The organism is Papillibacter cinnamivorans DSM 12816, assembly GCF_900176335.1.
Classification (GTDB): Bacteria; Bacillota; Clostridia; order Oscillospirales; family Oscillospiraceae; genus Papillibacter; species Papillibacter cinnamivorans.
Window position 1 is genome coordinate 491,008 of record NZ_FWXW01000001.1, and the last position, 15,648, is coordinate 506,655.

Genomic DNA, 15,648 nt, shown 5'->3' on the forward strand with positions numbered 1-15,648 from the left:
ATCCTTATCCTCCATAGCCCTTTTTCTCTCTGTATTTTTCACGCGCGGCCAGAAGAGGGTCGCTGTTCTCTCCGGCCTGCCGCTTGGTGTATTCCGTCAGTATGATATCTATGTAATCCTCCATGGCGCGCCCGCCGTTGGAGAGAGCTTCCGGTTTCTGCATGATGGCCGTCAGGTGTGCCGTCTCCTCCGGCGTGAAGCTCCCCGCGAGTCCTGAAATCAGCGTGCTTTTTCCCTCCAGGTACCGCCTGCGCAGCTCCTCGAAGGCCTTTCCCAGAAGCGGTGAGGAAAAGTGCTCCGCCGAAAGCCCCGTCTCTTCCCGGTAAAGGGAGGGTTCCAGGGATATAAGCCGCACCACGCCTTCCTCCGCCGCGGCCGAGCGGACGTTTTCGTATCGGATCCCCCGCTCTTTAGGCTGGAACTTGGCCGCGGGGGCCATTTCCTTCCGGGTCTGCTGTCTGGTTTCCCTGGCCGCCCGCCTTTTCCGCTCCCGCTGGATTTCCATCTGCAGGGCCTGGGAGGATACCTTTGCCGTTTCCGCTGCCCTGGCGCCGTAAATTTCCCGCTCCACGGGGCTGTCGAGGCCGGCAATAATCCGGGCCGCCTCCTGGAGGTACTGGAGCTTTTCCTCGTCCAGTTCCAGGTTATATTTCGTCCTCAGCTGTATAAGGCGGTATTCGATGTGGTTTTCCGAGCGGTCCAGAAGGTTCTGAAAGGCGTCCTTCCCGAATTTCCGGATATATTCGTCCGGGTCCTTCGCCCCCTGCATCCGCAGGACCTTCACGGAAAGCCCCGTCTTGCCCAGTATGTCGATGGCCCGCTGGGAAGCGGCGAGTCCCGCCTGGTCGCCGTCGTAGGCGATGATCACTTCACGGGTGTAATGGGCCATCAGCCTCGCGTGGTCCTGGGTCAGCGCCGTGCCCAGAGAGGCCACCGCGCAGTCGAACCCCGCCTGGTGGAGCGCCAGGGTATCCATATACCCCTCCGTGAGGATCAGACGCCCCTGCTTGGATTTCTTCGCCGCGTGCAGGGCGAAGAGGTTCTTGCTCTTGTTGAATACCGGGGTGTCCGGCGAATTGAGGTATTTGGGCTGGGACGCGTCCAGCACCCGCCCGCCGAAGCCGATTACCTCGCCCCGGATGTTGATGATGGGAAACATCAGCCGGTTCCGGAACCGGTCGTAGACGGTCCCGTTCCTGCCCTTCAGCGCCAGTCCTGCCCGGACAAGGTCTTCCCTGTCGAACCCCTTTGCCGTCATGGCGTCCGTCAGGCCGCTCCAGGCGTCCGGGGCGGCCCCCAGTCCGAAGTTTGTGATGATTTTTCCGGAAAGCCCCCTGCCCTTTGCGTATTCCGCCGCGGCCGTTCCTCCCGGCGCTCCCAGGATCTCGTGATAAAACCGGGCGGCCTGCCGGTTGAGTTCCAAAAGCCGCTCCTTGAGGCGGCTGGCGGGGTCGTTTTCCTCCTGCTCGGGGACGGTCATTCCCGCCCGCTTGGCCAGAAAACGGACCGCGTCGGGAAATGGGAGGTTTTCCGCCTCCATGATGAACGAAATGACGCCGCCGCCCTTGCCGCACCCGAAGCAGTAGTAAATCTGCTTGTCGGGAGAGACGGAAAAGGACGGGGTCTTTTCGCTGTGGAAGGGACAAAGTCCGAAGAGGTTTCCGCCCTTCCGGGTGAGGGCCACGTAGTCGGAGACTACCTCGGCGATGTCGCTGCGGCTTGTCAGTTCGTCCAGAAAGTACTCTGAAAACGCCATTTTCCCCCTCCTTTCCGGACAAAAACGCTTCAATTCTATTGTATACTTGCCAAATATTGCTGAACCTATACACATTCGGGCCAAATTGGGCCCCTTCGGGCGGAAACGGCGCCCTCCGGCTCCTCCGCCCTATTTCACATGCCACCAGGCAGGCACGAAGGCGTCGTTGAATTTCTGGACGGCGTAGGTGTCCGTCATGCCCGCGATGTAGTCGCACACCGTCCTCTCCAGGCCCTCGGTCTCCAGGCTCAGCCGGTAGTCCTCGGAAAGCTTCTCCGGATACCGGACGTAGTAATCAAACAGCCGTTTGAGAGCGTCCTTGGCCTTGGCTTCCTCGCCTTTCGCTCTGGGATTGCGGTAAACCCTTTCAAACATGAACTCCCGCAGAGCTTCCATGGCCGCGGCGACCTCCGGGGTCATCCGCAGCCCGGTCCCCTCCGCGCTCTGCCGGATCAGATCCGTCACCAGAGTGTTGATCCTCTCCCGGTGGGAACCTCCCAGTACCCTGACGATCTCTCCGGGCAGATCTTCCTTTGTAATAATGCCGGCGCGCATGGCGTCGTCGATGTCGTGATTGATGTAGGCGATCCGGTCGGCATACCGGATGATTTGCCCCTCCAGGGTTTCCGCCGTCTCGTCCCCGGTGTGGCAGAGGATTCCCCGGCGGACCTCGTAGGTGAGATTCAGGCCCTGTCCGTTGTTCTCCAGGAGCTCCACCACCCGCAGGCTCTGCTCGTTGTGCCGGAATCCTCCTGGGCAGAGCTCGTCCAGAGCCTGTTCTCCCGCGTGGCCGAAGGGCGTGTGCCCCAGATCGTGCCCCAGAGAGGCGGCCTCCGTCAGATCCTCGTTGAGCCGCAGGGCCCTGGCAATGGTCCGGGCGATGCGGGAAACCTCCAGGGTGTGGGTCATGCGGGTGCGGTAGTGGTCTCCCTCCGGCTGGAGAAACACCTGGGTCTTGTGCTTGAGCCGCCGGAACGCTTTGGAGTGGACGATCCGGTCCACATCCCTCTGATAGTCCGTCCGAACGGAGCAGGGCTCCTCCGGCCGCGCCCTTCCGGCGGACAGGGCCGCCCGGGCGGCGTAAGGCGCCAGAATGCGCTCCTCCGTCTCCTCGATCCGCTCTCTCACCGTCATAGCAACCACCTTCTTGCCGCCTGGCGCTGATATAGTGTATATACTCGTCCGACTGCGTTTTTCCTTTATATTTTTTTCGTTTTTTTATAAAAAAGTAAAGGCGTTTTGTAAGCAAAATATATCGATCCATCCAGAAAAGGATGATGCGGATCCCTGCCCGGCCTAACGGGGCGGTTCGCAGCCGGCTTTTCTCCGGGTAAAACGAAAAACCGCCCGCAGGCGGTTCTGTTCCGCATACCCGGCCGGGGCACGGCAGATCTGCGCACTCCCGGTCATCGGCCGCTGTCCGTCCCCGCGCGCAAGGGCGCGGGGCGGAATACCTCGTCTTCCTCCCGGGGGATCACCCGTCCCGCCGATATCTCCGATATCCGCCGGTGAAATTCCTCCGCCCGCTCCCGAGGCAAAAGGGCCTGGATCTCCACTTCCGCGCCGTACCGGATCTCCTCTTGGGCCCCCTCCGCGGCGGTAATTTCCAGCCGGATCCGCTCCAGGAGAGGATAGGGGCACCGGATGGTCTCCCGGAGCCACAGGCGCATCACGCTGATCCCCGCCCGATCCAGGGTCAGTTTGGCCGACCGGGCGTAAGCCCGGGTGAGGCCCCCCGCGCCCAGGAGCGTTCCCCCGAAATACCGGGTCACGACGCACAGAACGTCGAATACGCCCTCCCGCCGCAGCACCTCCAAAACCGGCATTCCCGCCGTTCCCTGAGGTTCTCCGTCGTCGGAATAGCGCGTGATCCCATTTTCCCGGAGGATATAAGCGTATACGTTGTGGGTTGCGTCCCGGTGCATGGCCCGGATTTCCCGCAGAAGCTCAATTGCCTGTTCCTCCGTCTCCGCCTTCCGGATCCGCCCTATGAAGCGGGAGCGCTTTTCCGAAAACTCCGTCTCGGCATTCTCCGTGGGGACAAAATACTCTTCCATCCTCCGCCCCTCCGTCTTTCGTCAGCCTTCCGGTTCCTCCGGGATCACCGCGTATTCCCGCATCTGCCCCAAAGTCTTTCCGGTGCAGACCGCTTCCGCCTCGATGTACTCCTGGGCATACTCCACCCGGGTGACCTTCGCCTCCCGGTGCAGCTGCTCTAAAAGTCCCGCCCGGGAATAGGGCAGATGGAACAGGACCCGGCGGTTCCCCGAATCCAGGAGCCTCCCGACGGCCGTCTTCAGCTCCTCGATTCCCTTCCCATCCAGGGCGGAGATGCACACGATGTTCTCCCCGTGGGGCAAAATGTCGCCGTTTAAAAGATCGGCCTTGTTGAATACGTCCAGCCGGGGCGTCCCCGCGGCTCCCAGCTCCGCCACAAGCCCCTCCACCACCGCCGCCTGCTCCCTCCACCGGGGATTGGACGCGTCGATCACGTGAAGCAGAAGGTCCGCGTAGGAGAGCTCCTCCAGCGTCGCCTTGAAGGCGCTCACCAGATGGTGGGGAAGCTTCCGGATAAAGCCCACCGTGTCGGACACCAGCACCTCCAGAGTGTCGCTGATCCTCAGGGACCGCGTGGTGGTATCCAGCGTGTCGAACAGCCGGTTGTTGGCGGGGATCCCCGCCCCCGTCAGGGCGTTTAAAAGCGTGGACTTCCCGGCGTTGGTGTATCCCACGATGGCAACCACCGGGACCATGTTCTTGATCCTGCGCTGCCGCTGGACGTTTCGGTTCTGCCGTACGTCCTCCAGATCCTCCTCCAGCTTGGCTATGAGCCTTCGGATGTGCCGCCGGTCGCTTTCCAGCTTGCTCTCCCCGGGTCCCCGGGTGCCGATGCCGCCCCCCAGCCGGGACAGGGAAGTGCCCAGCCCCGTAAGCCGAGGGAGAAGATACCGGTACTGGGCAAGCTCCACCTGCAGCCGCCCCTCCCGCGTCTGGGCCCGCTGGGCGAAAATGTCCAGGATCAGGGCGCTGCGGTCGATGACCCTCACCCCGGTCTCCTCCGCAAGCACCCGCAGCTGGGACGGGGTGAGCTCGTTGTCGAAAACCACCAGGGAAGCCTCTTCCCCGGCGGTAAGCTCCCGGAGCTCCTTCAGCTTTCCCGCCCCCACAAAGCTGCGGGGGTCCGGCGCCTCCCTGTTCTGCAGAACAATTCCGGCGCACTCGCCTCCCGCGGTCTCCAGCAGCGCTTTTAGTTCCTCCATGCTGGCCTCGTCCGAGGAGTCCTCCCCCAGGCGCGGGGAGGAGAGTCCCGCCAGTACGGCTTTTTCTATCTTCGTCTCTTTCTCTATGGTGTCCATCGTTCCTCCGTAACCGTCTCCTGGCATCGGCCTCAGGCGTTCAGCTCCCTGCCGTACCCCGGAGGCCGCCGGGTCGCTTACCGGACCTCCGGATTGTGACCCAGTGCTCCCGTAATCTCCCCCACGTACATACGGTGATAATCCCTTTCGGCATAAAACTCCGCTATGGCGGGATCCAGGAAATGCGCCGGCTCCAGGTCCTGAAAATAGAGCTTTCTGCAAAGAAGCACCAGCTCCGCCTCGGCAAAGAATACCCGGCCCTCCTCCGAGAAAACCGGGGTCAGCCCCGCCACCTGCACCTTGTCGGTATCCCGACCGCTTTTGGCCCCGCAGAGGGCCAGGGCTTTTCGGTATCCCTTGGGGAAAAAGGAGAGTGTGAAGCCGTCGGAAGCCTCCAGAAACTCCCGCGTGTAGCGCTGGGGCCGCACGTAGATGGTGGCCGTCGGCCGGTTCCACAGAACCCCCAGGGCTCCCCAGCTCGCGGTCATGGTGTTGAAGCCCTCCCGGCTCCCCGCCGTGATGAGCATCCATTCGTCCCCGATTCTTCGGAACACATTTTCATCCAGCTGTTTTACGTCGATTCGTTCAAACGCCATGGCTGAACCTCCCGTTGAATGTTCGGCGGGACCGGGACCGCCTCTTGAACGGTCCTCCGCGCCCCTAATGAGTATTCTATCGCCGCGGCGCGCCCGGTATACCGGGAATACGGCGGCGCGCCTCCTCTTTTCTCCGGCGCGCCCTGAGAAAAGAGGAAAAAACGCCTGCGCCGGAAAGGCGCAGGCGTCAAGTACGACACGGATGGTTTTCTGCTACTTGTCGAACCCGAATTTCTTGTTGAAACGGGTGACACGTCCGCCGCTGTCCACCAGCTTTTGTTTGCCGGTAAAAAAGGGATGACATTTGGAGCAAACCTCCACCTTGATATCCTTCTTGGTGGAACCGGTCTCGATTACTTCACCGCAAGCGCACCGAATCGTGGTCTGTGCGTACTTCGGATGAATTCCTTCCTTCATTTGGGTTCACCTCTTTCTCCGACAGAAAACCTTCTTTGCCGGTCCCCGGACCAGCGCAACGTTTATACTAACATATGCCGCGAAAAAATGCAATCTTTTTTTCATCTATTCTTCGATAAAATCGGAGAATAGATGAATGGCCATGTGAACGTTTTTGTGCCGAAAGCCTAAAATAGAAGCTGAATGCAAATTTACCTTTTAGGGGAATTTGTATTACATTTTTCCGTCACTGCAGGCACCCGGCCCCGCGCCCTTCGGTTTTCCTCCGCATTCGCCGGGGTTTTCCATCTCCAGGGCGCGTCCCGTGGCGAAGAAGTAGAGCATGAGTTTTTTCGCCGGCAGACCCGTCACCTCGGAAAGCGCCCGCCCGTATGCGCACAGCTGTCCCCGGTAAGCTTCCGCCCGTTCCGCCTCGGCGCCCTTCCGGACCCTGTCGGTCTTGAAATCCACCACCGTGAAGCCGTCCTCCTCCAGAATGCAAAGGTCGGCCACGCCCTGAAGTAGGATTTCCCCGTCCCCCGCCCCGGGGTAAAACTCCTCCGCAGGCAGAAGAACCGAAAATTTAAACTCCCGCAGCAGCCGCCCGGCCGCCAGCACCCGTCTTCCCAAGTCAGCGTGGAAAAAGGCAGCCACCGCCTCGGGGTCCGCCGCCTCCGCCTGCTCCGGGGTCAGAAGCTTCCGCTCCGTCATCCGGGCGATCTCCGCCCGCACCTCCCCGGCGCTCCCGGCGTGGGCGAAATCGATATGCTGCATCACCAGGTGTAGGGCGGTGCCCCGCTCGGCCGAGGTGAGCCCCTGCCGCTGCGTCACAAAGCGCGGCCGGTCGAATAAAAACCGCCTTTGCCTCGGGGCGTTCTCCTCCGCTTCCAAATCGCCGAAGCGCCCCTTGAGCTGGGTCGCCGTCAGCTTGGAGGGAAGCTGGGTTTCGGCTCCATGGGGATAGACGAAAGAGAGCTTTTCCCGGATCTCCCGAAGCTGCTCCTCCCGGACCCCTTTCTCCTCCTGAGCCGCGGACTCGGCTTCGGCTGCGCGCTGTGCCTTCTCCGCCTTCCGGCAGCCCTCCAGGCGGATGTCCCAGGCCGGGCCGTCGCCTTCACCCGTCTCCGGCCGCCCTTCCATGCCCGCCGCCTCCCGCAGGATGGCGCCTTCGGGCCTCGTGAGGGCGGGCAGGAGGATCCATTCCGCCATGGAGGCGCACTCCGATAAGACCTGGGGATCCACAGGCCGTCCCGCCGACGGAAGAAGCCGCCGGATCGTCCCGGGAGCGTCCCGCAGCGTCATGGTGACGATGAGCTTCTCCTTCGCCCGGGTAAGAGCCACATAAAGGACCCGCAGCTCCTCCGCCAGCATTTCCTCGGTAAGCTTCAGCTCCACCGCGCGTCTGGCCAGGGTGGAATATTCCGTCATGTTCGTAAGGTCCAGCCTCCGGGGGCCCACTCCCAGCTGTGCGTGGACCAGCACGGGCTTTTTCATGTCCTCCCGGTTGAACTGCTTGGCCGTGTCCGCCAGGATCACCACCGGGAATTCAAGCCCCTTGGATTTGTGGATGCTCAGGATGGACACGCCCCCGCTCTCCTCCGAGGCTCCGGCGCAGAAAAGCTCCTCCCCGTTCTCCCGAAGCCGCCGGATCTGGCTTACGAACCGGAACAGGCCCTGATATCCCTGGCTTTCAAACCGCCGCGCGTGCTCGCAGAAGGCGACGAGGTTTTTCTGCCGCCTCGCGCCCCCCGGCATGGCCCCGAAGATACTCAGAAATCCCAGCTCGTTGTACAGATGCCAGATCAGCCGGTCGGCGCTCATATCCGCCGCCGTAAGCCGCAGCCGGGATAGCGTCCCAAGAAACTCTCTGCAGTCCTCTGCTTCCGAGGTGCAGATTGCCTCGTAAAAGTCCCCCTCCGGGTGTTCTCCCCGGATCTCCGCCAGCCGGTCCGGAGAAAAACCGAAAACCGGGGACCGCAAAACGGAAATCAGGGGAATATCCTGCCGGGGATTGTCCAGGATGGTGAGCAGTGCCAGGATGACGGAAATCTCCGCGGATTCAAAAAACCGGCTCTCCCCTGATCCGTGGACAGAAATCCCCCGCTCCGCCAGAGATCTGGCGAAGATCGATCTTTTGTCCGAGGGCGAGCGCATAAGGATCACGATGTCCTCCTGAGTCACCGGCCGTGTCCCGCCCGTCCCGGGATCGAACACCTGAAACGGCCGGTCCAGCAGCTCCCTTATTTTCCCCGCCACAAAGTCCGCCTCCAGCTCCGCCTTGAGGGGACTCTCCTCCTCCGCGTCTTTATCCAGAGTGCTCATGTCCAGCACGTCCAGCTCCAGCGCCGCTTCCCTGCTCTCCGGATACTCCGCCCCGGGATAGAGGCACTCCTCCGGGCCGTATTCCATCTCGCCGAACTCGGTGGAAAAAATGTTTTGGAAGAGAAAGTTGGCCGCCGCCAGGATCCCCTCCCGGGAACGGAAATTTCTCGACAGCAGGATCTTCCGGGGCTCCCCCGGTTCCGACTCCCCCCGTGGCCTGAACTCCCTGTATTTTTTCAGGAATATGGACGGGTCCGCCAGCCGAAAGCGGTAGATAGACTGCTTCACGTCTCCCACCAGAAAGAGGTTTTCCTCCCTCCGGGACACGGCGGAGAAAATCAGGTTCTGCACCTGGTTGGTGTCCTGATACTCGTCCACCATGATCTCCCGGTACCGCCGGGAGATCTCCCCCGCCAAAGCGCTGGGCGCCCCGGTTTCCGCCTCGGTGAGCAGGCGCACCGCCAGATGCTCCAGGTCGGAAAAATCGGCAAGCCCCCGCGCCCGTTTTTCCCTGGCGTAGGCCGCCTCAAACTCCTCCGTCAGGGAGAACAGCGCCTCTACCGCGGGCCGCACCGCTTCCATGTCCTCGAAGAGCTGACGGCTGTCGTCGGAGAAGGTCTTCTGGAGCTTTTGTATCCGCTTTTTGCACCGGTCCCGGATCCCCTTGATCCGCTCCTGGAGCTCTTTGTCCTCAAAGCCTCGTACCGCCCCCAGTCTTCCGAAATCAATCCGCGTTCCGTCCCGGAACGCGTCCCACCCCAAAGAGGCGGAGGAACCGAGTCTTTCCAGCTGGCCCTCGATGTCTCCGAAACAGGGACCGTAGTTTTTTTCAAGAGGCGGATACCCCGCCATGAGCCGGATGGCCCCGCGGATCTCCCGCGCCCAGGACGAAGTCTGCCTCGCCGCCCGTTCCAGGATTATCCGCCCCCAGGGGCTCTCCCCCGCGTCGGAGAAGCCCTCCACCCGAAACTCCGCCAGGCATTCGGAAAGCCACCGTCCGGGATACGGATGGCTTTGCAGCTTCCCGTAAAGGTCCGAGACGATTTCAAACAGCCGCCTGTCGTCCCGTCCCGCCGCCATGGTGTCCGCCAGCAGGGCGAAGCCCGGCTCCATTTCCTCGTAACGGGCGCGGATCACTTCGGTGAGCACCTTCTGCCGCAGGATAACCGCCTCGGCCTCGTCCGCCACCCGGAAATCGGGAGACAGGTCCAGCACATGGGAAAACTCCCGGAGAAGAGAGGCGCAGAAATGGTGCACCGTCCCGATCTCCGCCTTGTACAGCAGGAGGCGCTGCCGCTGAAGATGCCGGTTCCCCGGGTCCAGGGCCAGCCGCGCCGTCAGCTCGTCGGCGATTCTGCCCCGGAGCTCCGCCGCCGCCGCATTGGTATAGGTGATCACCAGAAATTCGTCGATATCCCGGGGGTCTTCCGGATCGGTGAGCCAGCGGAAGAGGCGCTCGATGAGGACCCGGGTCTTCCCCGAGCCCGCCGCCGCGGAAACCAGCAGCCCGCCGCCGCGGTCCTCCGCCGCCGCCAGCTGCTCCGGCGTGGGGCGAAACTCCCTCATGGCTCCTCCTCCTTCCCCAGTATGGTCCAGAATTCCTCCTGGCTTATCTTCCGCAGGTAGCGTTTCCTGTCCTCCCCCGCCCCCTCGTCAAACCAGCAGGCTTCCTTGTATTCGCAGAAGTCGCAGGCGCACCGCCGGGGCCCCCGGGTATAAGGGTCTGCCTGGATGGCCCCCCGCCCCAGCTCTTTGGCGATATCCCGCATCAGTTTTTCCACGTGCCGCCGCAGGAAGACAAAGCCCTCCCGTCCGGCGAGGCTCCCCTCCGGCGCCCCCTTCCGCACGGGGAGAAACCGGGTCGTCCCCGATGCCGCTCCCCGCTCCATAGCTTCCAGCACGTTGGGGTCGTTCAGCAGGATTCCGCTCCTGGTAAGAGCCTTGTCCCGCTTTTTGGAAAGCTCCTCCCCGTCCCGCTCCTCCTCCCGGAGGATCACGTCCCGGGCGGGAAGGTAGAAGGCCCCCGCGGGGACCACCTCTTTGCCGAAGAGCTCCTTTCCGCCCCGCTCCAGGGCGAAAAGATATAAAAACAGCTGCACTCCCAGTCCGTTGAATACCTCGGTATAGTCCAGCGCCTTCCGCCCCGTCTTGTAGTCCACCACCCGGAGATAGAGCTTCCCATCCTCCCCCTCCCAGCCGTCCGCCCGGTCCACCGCTCCGCTGATGCTGAGGGTGATCCCGTCCTGGGTAAGCTCGATGGGGGGGAGGGTTCCGCCCTCCCCGAAGGAGATTTCAAACCCCAAAGGGGTGAATTCCGATTCTCGCAGCTCCTCCGCCACGTTCTCCACCACCGTGTCCACCGTCTGGTGCATCCGGCTGTAAAGATAGCGGAACCGGGCGTCCTTGTCCTCCAGGGAACCCAGAACCTCCCGGGTGTACCGGTCCGCCGCCCGGGCGGAGAGCTCCCGGAGCCTTTCCGGGGAGAGCCCGCCGAATCCCCCGCTCCGCTGCGCTTCCTCAATCACCTGCTGGAGAACGTAATGCACGAAGCTCCCCGCCTCCGGCGCCTCGAATCCCGCGGGGCTCCTTGCCTCGGCCTTAAGGCCGTACTGCAGAAAATACGCAAAGCGGCAGGACTGGAACCGGTCCGCCCGGGAGGCGGACATCCGCACCCGCCGCCCGTACAGGGCGCTCACGGCGAAAGGAGATAGCCTCCCCCGGGTAAAAGCCGCCGCTCCGCACACGGCCGCGATTCCGTCCCGGATGCCCGGCAGGTCCCCGAGGCTCTCCAGCGCTCCGCGCCGTTCCGGGTCCGCCGCGAAATAGTTGAGGCATGGCGCCGCCGCTCCGGTGCGGAAGCTTCCGTCTCCCTCCCGTTCCCGGAGAAAACCGGCGCCCGGGAGCATGACCCGGAGCCGCCCAACTGCGAAGGACGGCCGCAGGATCTCCCCTCCCGCGCTCTCGGCGGGATAGCTGATATACAGCCGTTCCGAGGGCAGGGAAAGCGCCGTGTACAGGATGAAGAGCTCTCTCTGGAGCCGCTCCCCCGCGGTGGGCGCCAGGGTGAGTCCCAGCCGGGACAGGGTCTTCCTGTCCTCGTCCGTCAGCACCCCCGCCGCCTCGGTGGTGAGGGGCAGCATGCCGTCCCCCGCCCCCAGGAGAATGAGGCACTTTACGTCCCGCCTGGCCATCCGTGTGATGTCTCCCGCGGCAACCCTGTCCAGAGAAACCGGGATGGTGCCCACCTGGTACTGGGACAGGAGCAGCCGAAGAAGGCGGGAAAACTCCTCCGGTTCCATGGGGCTGTCCCCCAGCAGGGAAACGCACTGGTCCAGAGCGCCGCACAGGATGTCCCAGAGCTGCCCGTATTCCTCCGCCAGCTGCTTTTGTCCCCCGGCGTAAAAAGCCTCGGTCTTTTCCTTTAGTCGTTCCGCCAGGCCGATCCCCTCCAGGAAACCGTACAGTGCCTCCGCCTGGCCTCCGGCCGTCCGGGCATCCCCCGAGCGCTGCGCCAGGTCCCGCAGCGGGCCTCTCACCTTTTCCCGGATCCGGTTGAGCTCCTGAAGCCTCTCCAGCTCCTTGTCCCCGAAGGGCTTCCCGTAGCCGTCGGGATGCAGGGTCCAGTCGCTCGCCCCCGTCCACTGCCCTCCTTTGAGGTCCCACTTGAGGACGTAGTTTTCCAGCGTGTCGCACTCCTCCGGAGTAAGGTCCGTGAGCCCCGTCTTCAGATACCGGAACAGCTCCTCGTGCCGGTAGCCGCTCCGGATGGTTTCCAGGGCCGAGAGGATCAGGGTGAAGACGGGTTTTTGCAGGATATCGCTCTTTTCGCTTAAGTAAACCGGCACGCCGTACTGCTCGAATACGTTTTCCACGATTCCCGTGTAGTCCCCGAAACTCCGGGCGCATACCGCGATGTCCCGGTACCGGTATCCCGATTTGCGTGTAAGCTCCAGGATTTTCGCCGCCGCATACTCCGCCTCGGAAAAGGCGGTGTTTGCCTCAAAAATGGAAACGGAACCGGCGTCTTCGGGAAATACCGCCCCGTCCGAGAAAAAATGCCTCTCCAGGTGGCGCAGCGCCGCGTCCCGCTCCCGTTTCTCCCCCTGCGGATGCACAAAGCGGGCCTCGATCCCCCGACGCGCCGCCATAGCCATGAGCCGCGCCGCCGCCCGCCTGCTCTGGGCGAAGACCGCTTCTTCTTCGCCGGTCGTATTCTTCAGCCCGTCCCAGACCAGCGTTAGCGTAACTTCCTCCGCCTGCTCCAGAAGCCGTGAGAGCACCCGCTCCTCCTGGGGAGTAAAATCCGTGAACCCGTCGATAAAAATATGCCGCCCCTCGGCAAAGCCATACTCCTCCAGGCAGTCTGCCAGCTTTGTCAGCCTGTCCCGGGGATCAGCCGCGCCCCGGGCGGTCATGGCCCCGTATGTGGCGTATAGAAGGCTCAGATCCCGCAGCTTGTCCCCCAGGTTCCCCCCCGCCGCCTCCGCCGCCCTCTCCAGGGCCTCGGGGGAGACGCCGTAAGCCTTGAGTTCGTCCGCCGTGGCGATAAGACCATTTAAAAATTCCGCCTTTCGCGAGGGGCGGGAATAGACCTTCAGCCGGGAAGAGACCGCCTCCAGAGCCCCGCTCATCACGAGAAGCCGTCCCCCGTCGTCCAGGTAGGGCTCGGCGAGCCCCCCCGCCGCGGCGAATACGCGGTTGGAAAGCCTCGTGAAGCTCAGCACCTCCGCAAAGAGGGAAATGCGGTTTCCCCCCGCCCGGACCAGCCGCCGCTCATATTCGTGGGAATACTGCTCCGGAACCAGGAGAATGCTCCCCTCCTTGCCGGCGTCGGCAAGGGCGCAGATTTCTCTCAGCACGGTTTCGGTTTTTCCGTCTCCCGCCCGCCCCGTCAGAATCCGAAGCATGTCCCTTCCCCCTTTCTGTGCACATCGTTTATTATATCACAGGAATACGCCGTCACGAAATGCCGAAACGGCAGGCGGGAGAAAATGCTTCCTTCATAACCAAAATTACTAAAAGTTTAGTCGGGCAGCTATATCGGTAAAGATAACACAAAAATATAAATGGAAGCACTGAAATCCTCGCATATTTCATAAGCTGGGTAGCCCGAAAAAAATGGATCTTCTCAAACGCCGCACAAGGTACATTTTTGCAGATTCAATGAGCCCCACCGGCTAAAATCCGGAGTGCCCCGATTGCGAGCTGAAAAACAGACTTCTTGCCACCGGGCCGTCCGTGCGTTCGCAACTGCCGATAGTCTATCTGTCATTAAGAGCGCTTACGGAGCACCCTCCCCATGGAGCTCCAAGAGGCCTCGGCCTCTTGGTCTGTTTTTGGTGACTTTTTGCAGAAACAAAATGTTACCCCCAGCGGGAAGCGCGCAGCTCCCGTCCAACCCTTCCGCAATAAATCTTTATCTTATCCTGAAAAAACCTCTCCCAACTTACAATTCAGATTTGCTCCCAAGCCCCCACGCAATAAAAAACCAGCTGTCCCGGGACGCTTAAAGCAACCCGGGGCAGCCGTTTAATGTTCTGAATACAGGCATCAGGAAAAATAATTCCTGATCTCGTCCCAGATTTCAATGGACTTGAACTTGAACACATATTTTGTGTCTTCCTCGGTGATGAGGGAGACATCCTCTTCTGTCAGTCCCGATGCAAGGGCCGTCTCGTCCAGGTTCTCCTCCGCCGCGGCCAGGCATAGGGGCGGAAACACGACGCACCACCAATTTTTCCCCCCGCCGCTTCCGATCTGGATGCGCAGAGCCTTATATTCCCCGGCGGGCAGTGCGAAGCCGTCGTACTCCTTGGTGGGGAAATACAGATCCTCCAGCTCCGCCGTCACCGAGTAATCGTATCCCTGCTCCCGGATCTCCTCCTCCGCCTCCTCGGCGATGGGCTCCAGAGAACCGGCAAGTAGGGCCAGCGCGGCTTCCCGGTCGGAGCTGTCCTCCAGCAGCGCTTCCACCTGCTGCAGAACCCTGTCCCGGACCTTCAGCTTCAGCGCCTGATCCTCCGCCCCGTCGGAATTTGCCACCACGTGAAGGCGGATCACCCGCTCGCGCAGGTCCGTCTGCCCCTTCAGCGACCAGATTCCCCAAATCAGGGAAGCGGCCAGCCCGAATAAAAGGGCGATTTCGATTGCTTTGAGTTGTATGTGCTTACCTTTCATAAAATCACCGTCAATTATGTGTAGTACCTGTGGTACTGACATTGTTGACAGTGATTTGGAATATTATACCAATATTCAGCAAAAATGTTGATACAACAAATAAAACCGTATGGCCGCCCCCCGCCTCCGGCGGGGGGCGGCCATACGTCCTGCTTTATCTTCTTATTGGACAATAGTATTATACCTCATTTTTGATTTTTGCCAGAAAAGTGGCCGGATACGCGGTTTTCAGCGCCTGATATGCCCCCTTCGCCGCAGCCTCCTCTTCGAACAGTCCGAAGACCGAAGGGCCGGTCCCGCTCATCCCGGCGCCCAGGGCGCCCCTCTCGATGAGCTGCCCCCGGATAATCCCCACGTCCCGGTACTGCGCGGGCAGAATGTCCTCAAACACGTTGTAGATCCGCCGGGCCAGCCCCGCCAGATCCCCTTCCTCCAGGCACCGGACGGCGCCCGCGGTGTCGGGTCGGCGTACGATTTTCCGGCAGTCGATTTTGGAAAACAGCGCCGGAGTGGAGATGGAGAAATTCGGCTTGCTGATCACCACGTGGCACATGGGCATGGGCGGCATAGGCGTAAGGATCTCTCCCCTGCCTTCCGCCAGCATAGTTCCCCCAAGCACGCAGTATGGAACGTCGGAGCCCACCGCTTCCCCCATCCGTGCCAGCTCCCGGTTGGTAAGCTCCGGGCACAGCAGGTCCCGGAGACCTCGCAGCACCGCCGCCCCGTCCGCGCTGCCTCCGGCCATTCCCGCGCAGACGGGAATATGCTTTTCGATCCGGATGGATACGCCGCAGGCCGCTCTCGTTTCGCTGAGAAACCGCTCCGCCGCCTTGGCAGCGATATTCCGGCTGTCCGACGGCAGGTAGCGCAGGTTGGTGGTGACGGTGACGCCCTCCGCACCGCTCGTTTCCAGCTTGATGGTGTCCCGCAGGGTCACCGTCTGCATCAGCATGCGCAGATCGTGGTATCCGTCTTCCCTTTTTCCCAAAACATCCAGCGTCAAATTCAGTTTTGCATACGCATAGACCGTGATTACCGGCATTCA

At 61.9% G+C, this 15,648-nt stretch carries 10 protein-coding genes; all 10 read right to left on the reverse strand.

Going from position 1 to position 15,648, the window contains the following annotated elements; all coding sequences use genetic code 11:
* Positions 1-4: 4 nt before the first annotated feature.
* Entirely contained in the window at positions 5-1,756 is a 1,752-nt protein-coding gene (gene dnaG, locus B9A13_RS02450; protein ID WP_084233429.1) for a DNA primase, read from the reverse strand.
* A 129-nt stretch (positions 1,757-1,885) separates the two neighbouring features.
* Complete coding sequence (locus tag B9A13_RS02455; RefSeq protein ID WP_084233430.1) at positions 1,886-2,890, reverse strand: deoxyguanosinetriphosphate triphosphohydrolase; 1,005 nt, start codon at positions 2,888-2,890, stop codon at positions 1,886-1,888.
* Between the two features lie 272 nt (positions 2,891-3,162).
* Positions 3,163-3,813, reverse strand: a complete 651-nt coding sequence (locus B9A13_RS02460; protein WP_084233431.1) for an IMPACT family protein — start codon at positions 3,811-3,813, stop codon at positions 3,163-3,165.
* 21 nt (positions 3,814-3,834) lie between these two features.
* Positions 3,835-5,112, reverse strand: coding sequence for a GTPase HflX (gene hflX, locus B9A13_RS02465; protein ID WP_084233432.1), 1,278 nt, complete (start codon positions 5,110-5,112; stop codon positions 3,835-3,837).
* 77 nt (positions 5,113-5,189) lie between these two features.
* Positions 5,190-5,708, reverse strand: a complete 519-nt coding sequence (locus B9A13_RS02470) for a flavin reductase family protein (protein ID WP_084233433.1) — start codon at positions 5,706-5,708, stop codon at positions 5,190-5,192.
* A gap of 213 nt (positions 5,709-5,921) precedes the next feature.
* A complete protein-coding gene (gene rpmE / locus B9A13_RS02475) occupies positions 5,922-6,125 on the reverse strand; it encodes a 50S ribosomal protein L31 (protein ID WP_084233434.1) in 204 nt (67 codons plus the stop codon).
* Between the two features lie 213 nt (positions 6,126-6,338).
* Positions 6,339-9,992: a helicase-exonuclease AddAB subunit AddA gene (gene addA, locus B9A13_RS02480; protein ID WP_084233435.1), complete on the reverse strand. Its 3,654-nt coding sequence runs from the start codon at positions 9,990-9,992 to the stop codon at positions 6,339-6,341.
* Positions 9,989-13,333 (reverse strand): PD-(D/E)XK nuclease family protein, encoded by a 3,345-nt coding sequence (locus tag B9A13_RS02485; RefSeq protein ID WP_084233436.1) that lies wholly within the window; start codon positions 13,331-13,333, stop codon positions 9,989-9,991. Before B9A13_RS02485 ends, addA begins: the two co-directional genes overlap by 4 nt.
* A 643-nt stretch (positions 13,334-13,976) precedes the next feature.
* The gene (spoIIR, locus tag B9A13_RS02490) at positions 13,977-14,603 is read right to left on the reverse strand and encodes a stage II sporulation protein R (protein ID WP_084233437.1); all 627 of its coding nucleotides are present in this window, start codon (positions 14,601-14,603) and stop codon (positions 13,977-13,979) included.
* A 178-nt stretch (positions 14,604-14,781) separates the two neighbouring features.
* On the reverse strand, positions 14,782-15,645 hold the full coding sequence (gene ispE, locus B9A13_RS02495) for a 4-(cytidine 5'-diphospho)-2-C-methyl-D-erythritol kinase (protein ID WP_084233438.1): 864 nt from the start codon (positions 15,643-15,645) through the stop codon (positions 14,782-14,784).
* Positions 15,646-15,648 lie beyond the last annotated feature (3 nt).

Bases quoted from the DNA above. Each gene is read 5' to 3' on its own strand.
- dnaG (WP_084233429.1), bottom strand. From the start codon at position 1,756: ATGGCGTTTTCAGAGTACTTTCTGGACGAACTGACAAGCCGCAGCGAC.
- B9A13_RS02455 (WP_084233430.1), bottom strand. From the start codon at position 2,890: ATGACGGTGAGAGAGCGGATCGAGGAGACGGAGGAGCGCATTCTGGCG.
- B9A13_RS02460 (WP_084233431.1), bottom strand. From the start codon at position 3,813: ATGGAAGAGTATTTTGTCCCCACGGAGAATGCCGAGACGGAGTTTTCG.
- hflX (WP_084233432.1), bottom strand. From the start codon at position 5,112: ATGGACACCATAGAGAAAGAGACGAAGATAGAAAAAGCCGTACTGGCG.
- B9A13_RS02470 (WP_084233433.1), bottom strand. From the start codon at position 5,708: ATGGCGTTTGAACGAATCGACGTAAAACAGCTGGATGAAAATGTGTTC.
- rpmE (WP_084233434.1), bottom strand. From the start codon at position 6,125: ATGAAGGAAGGAATTCATCCGAAGTACGCACAGACCACGATTCGGTGC.
- addA (WP_084233435.1), bottom strand. From the start codon at position 9,992: ATGAGGGAGTTTCGCCCCACGCCGGAGCAGCTGGCGGCGGCGGAGGAC.
- B9A13_RS02485 (WP_084233436.1), bottom strand. From the start codon at position 13,333: ATGCTTCGGATTCTGACGGGGCGGGCGGGAGACGGAAAAACCGAAACC.
- spoIIR (WP_084233437.1), bottom strand. From the start codon at position 14,603: ATGAAAGGTAAGCACATACAACTCAAAGCAATCGAAATCGCCCTTTTA.
- ispE (WP_084233438.1), bottom strand. From the start codon at position 15,645: ATGCCGGTAATCACGGTCTATGCGTATGCAAAACTGAATTTGACGCTG.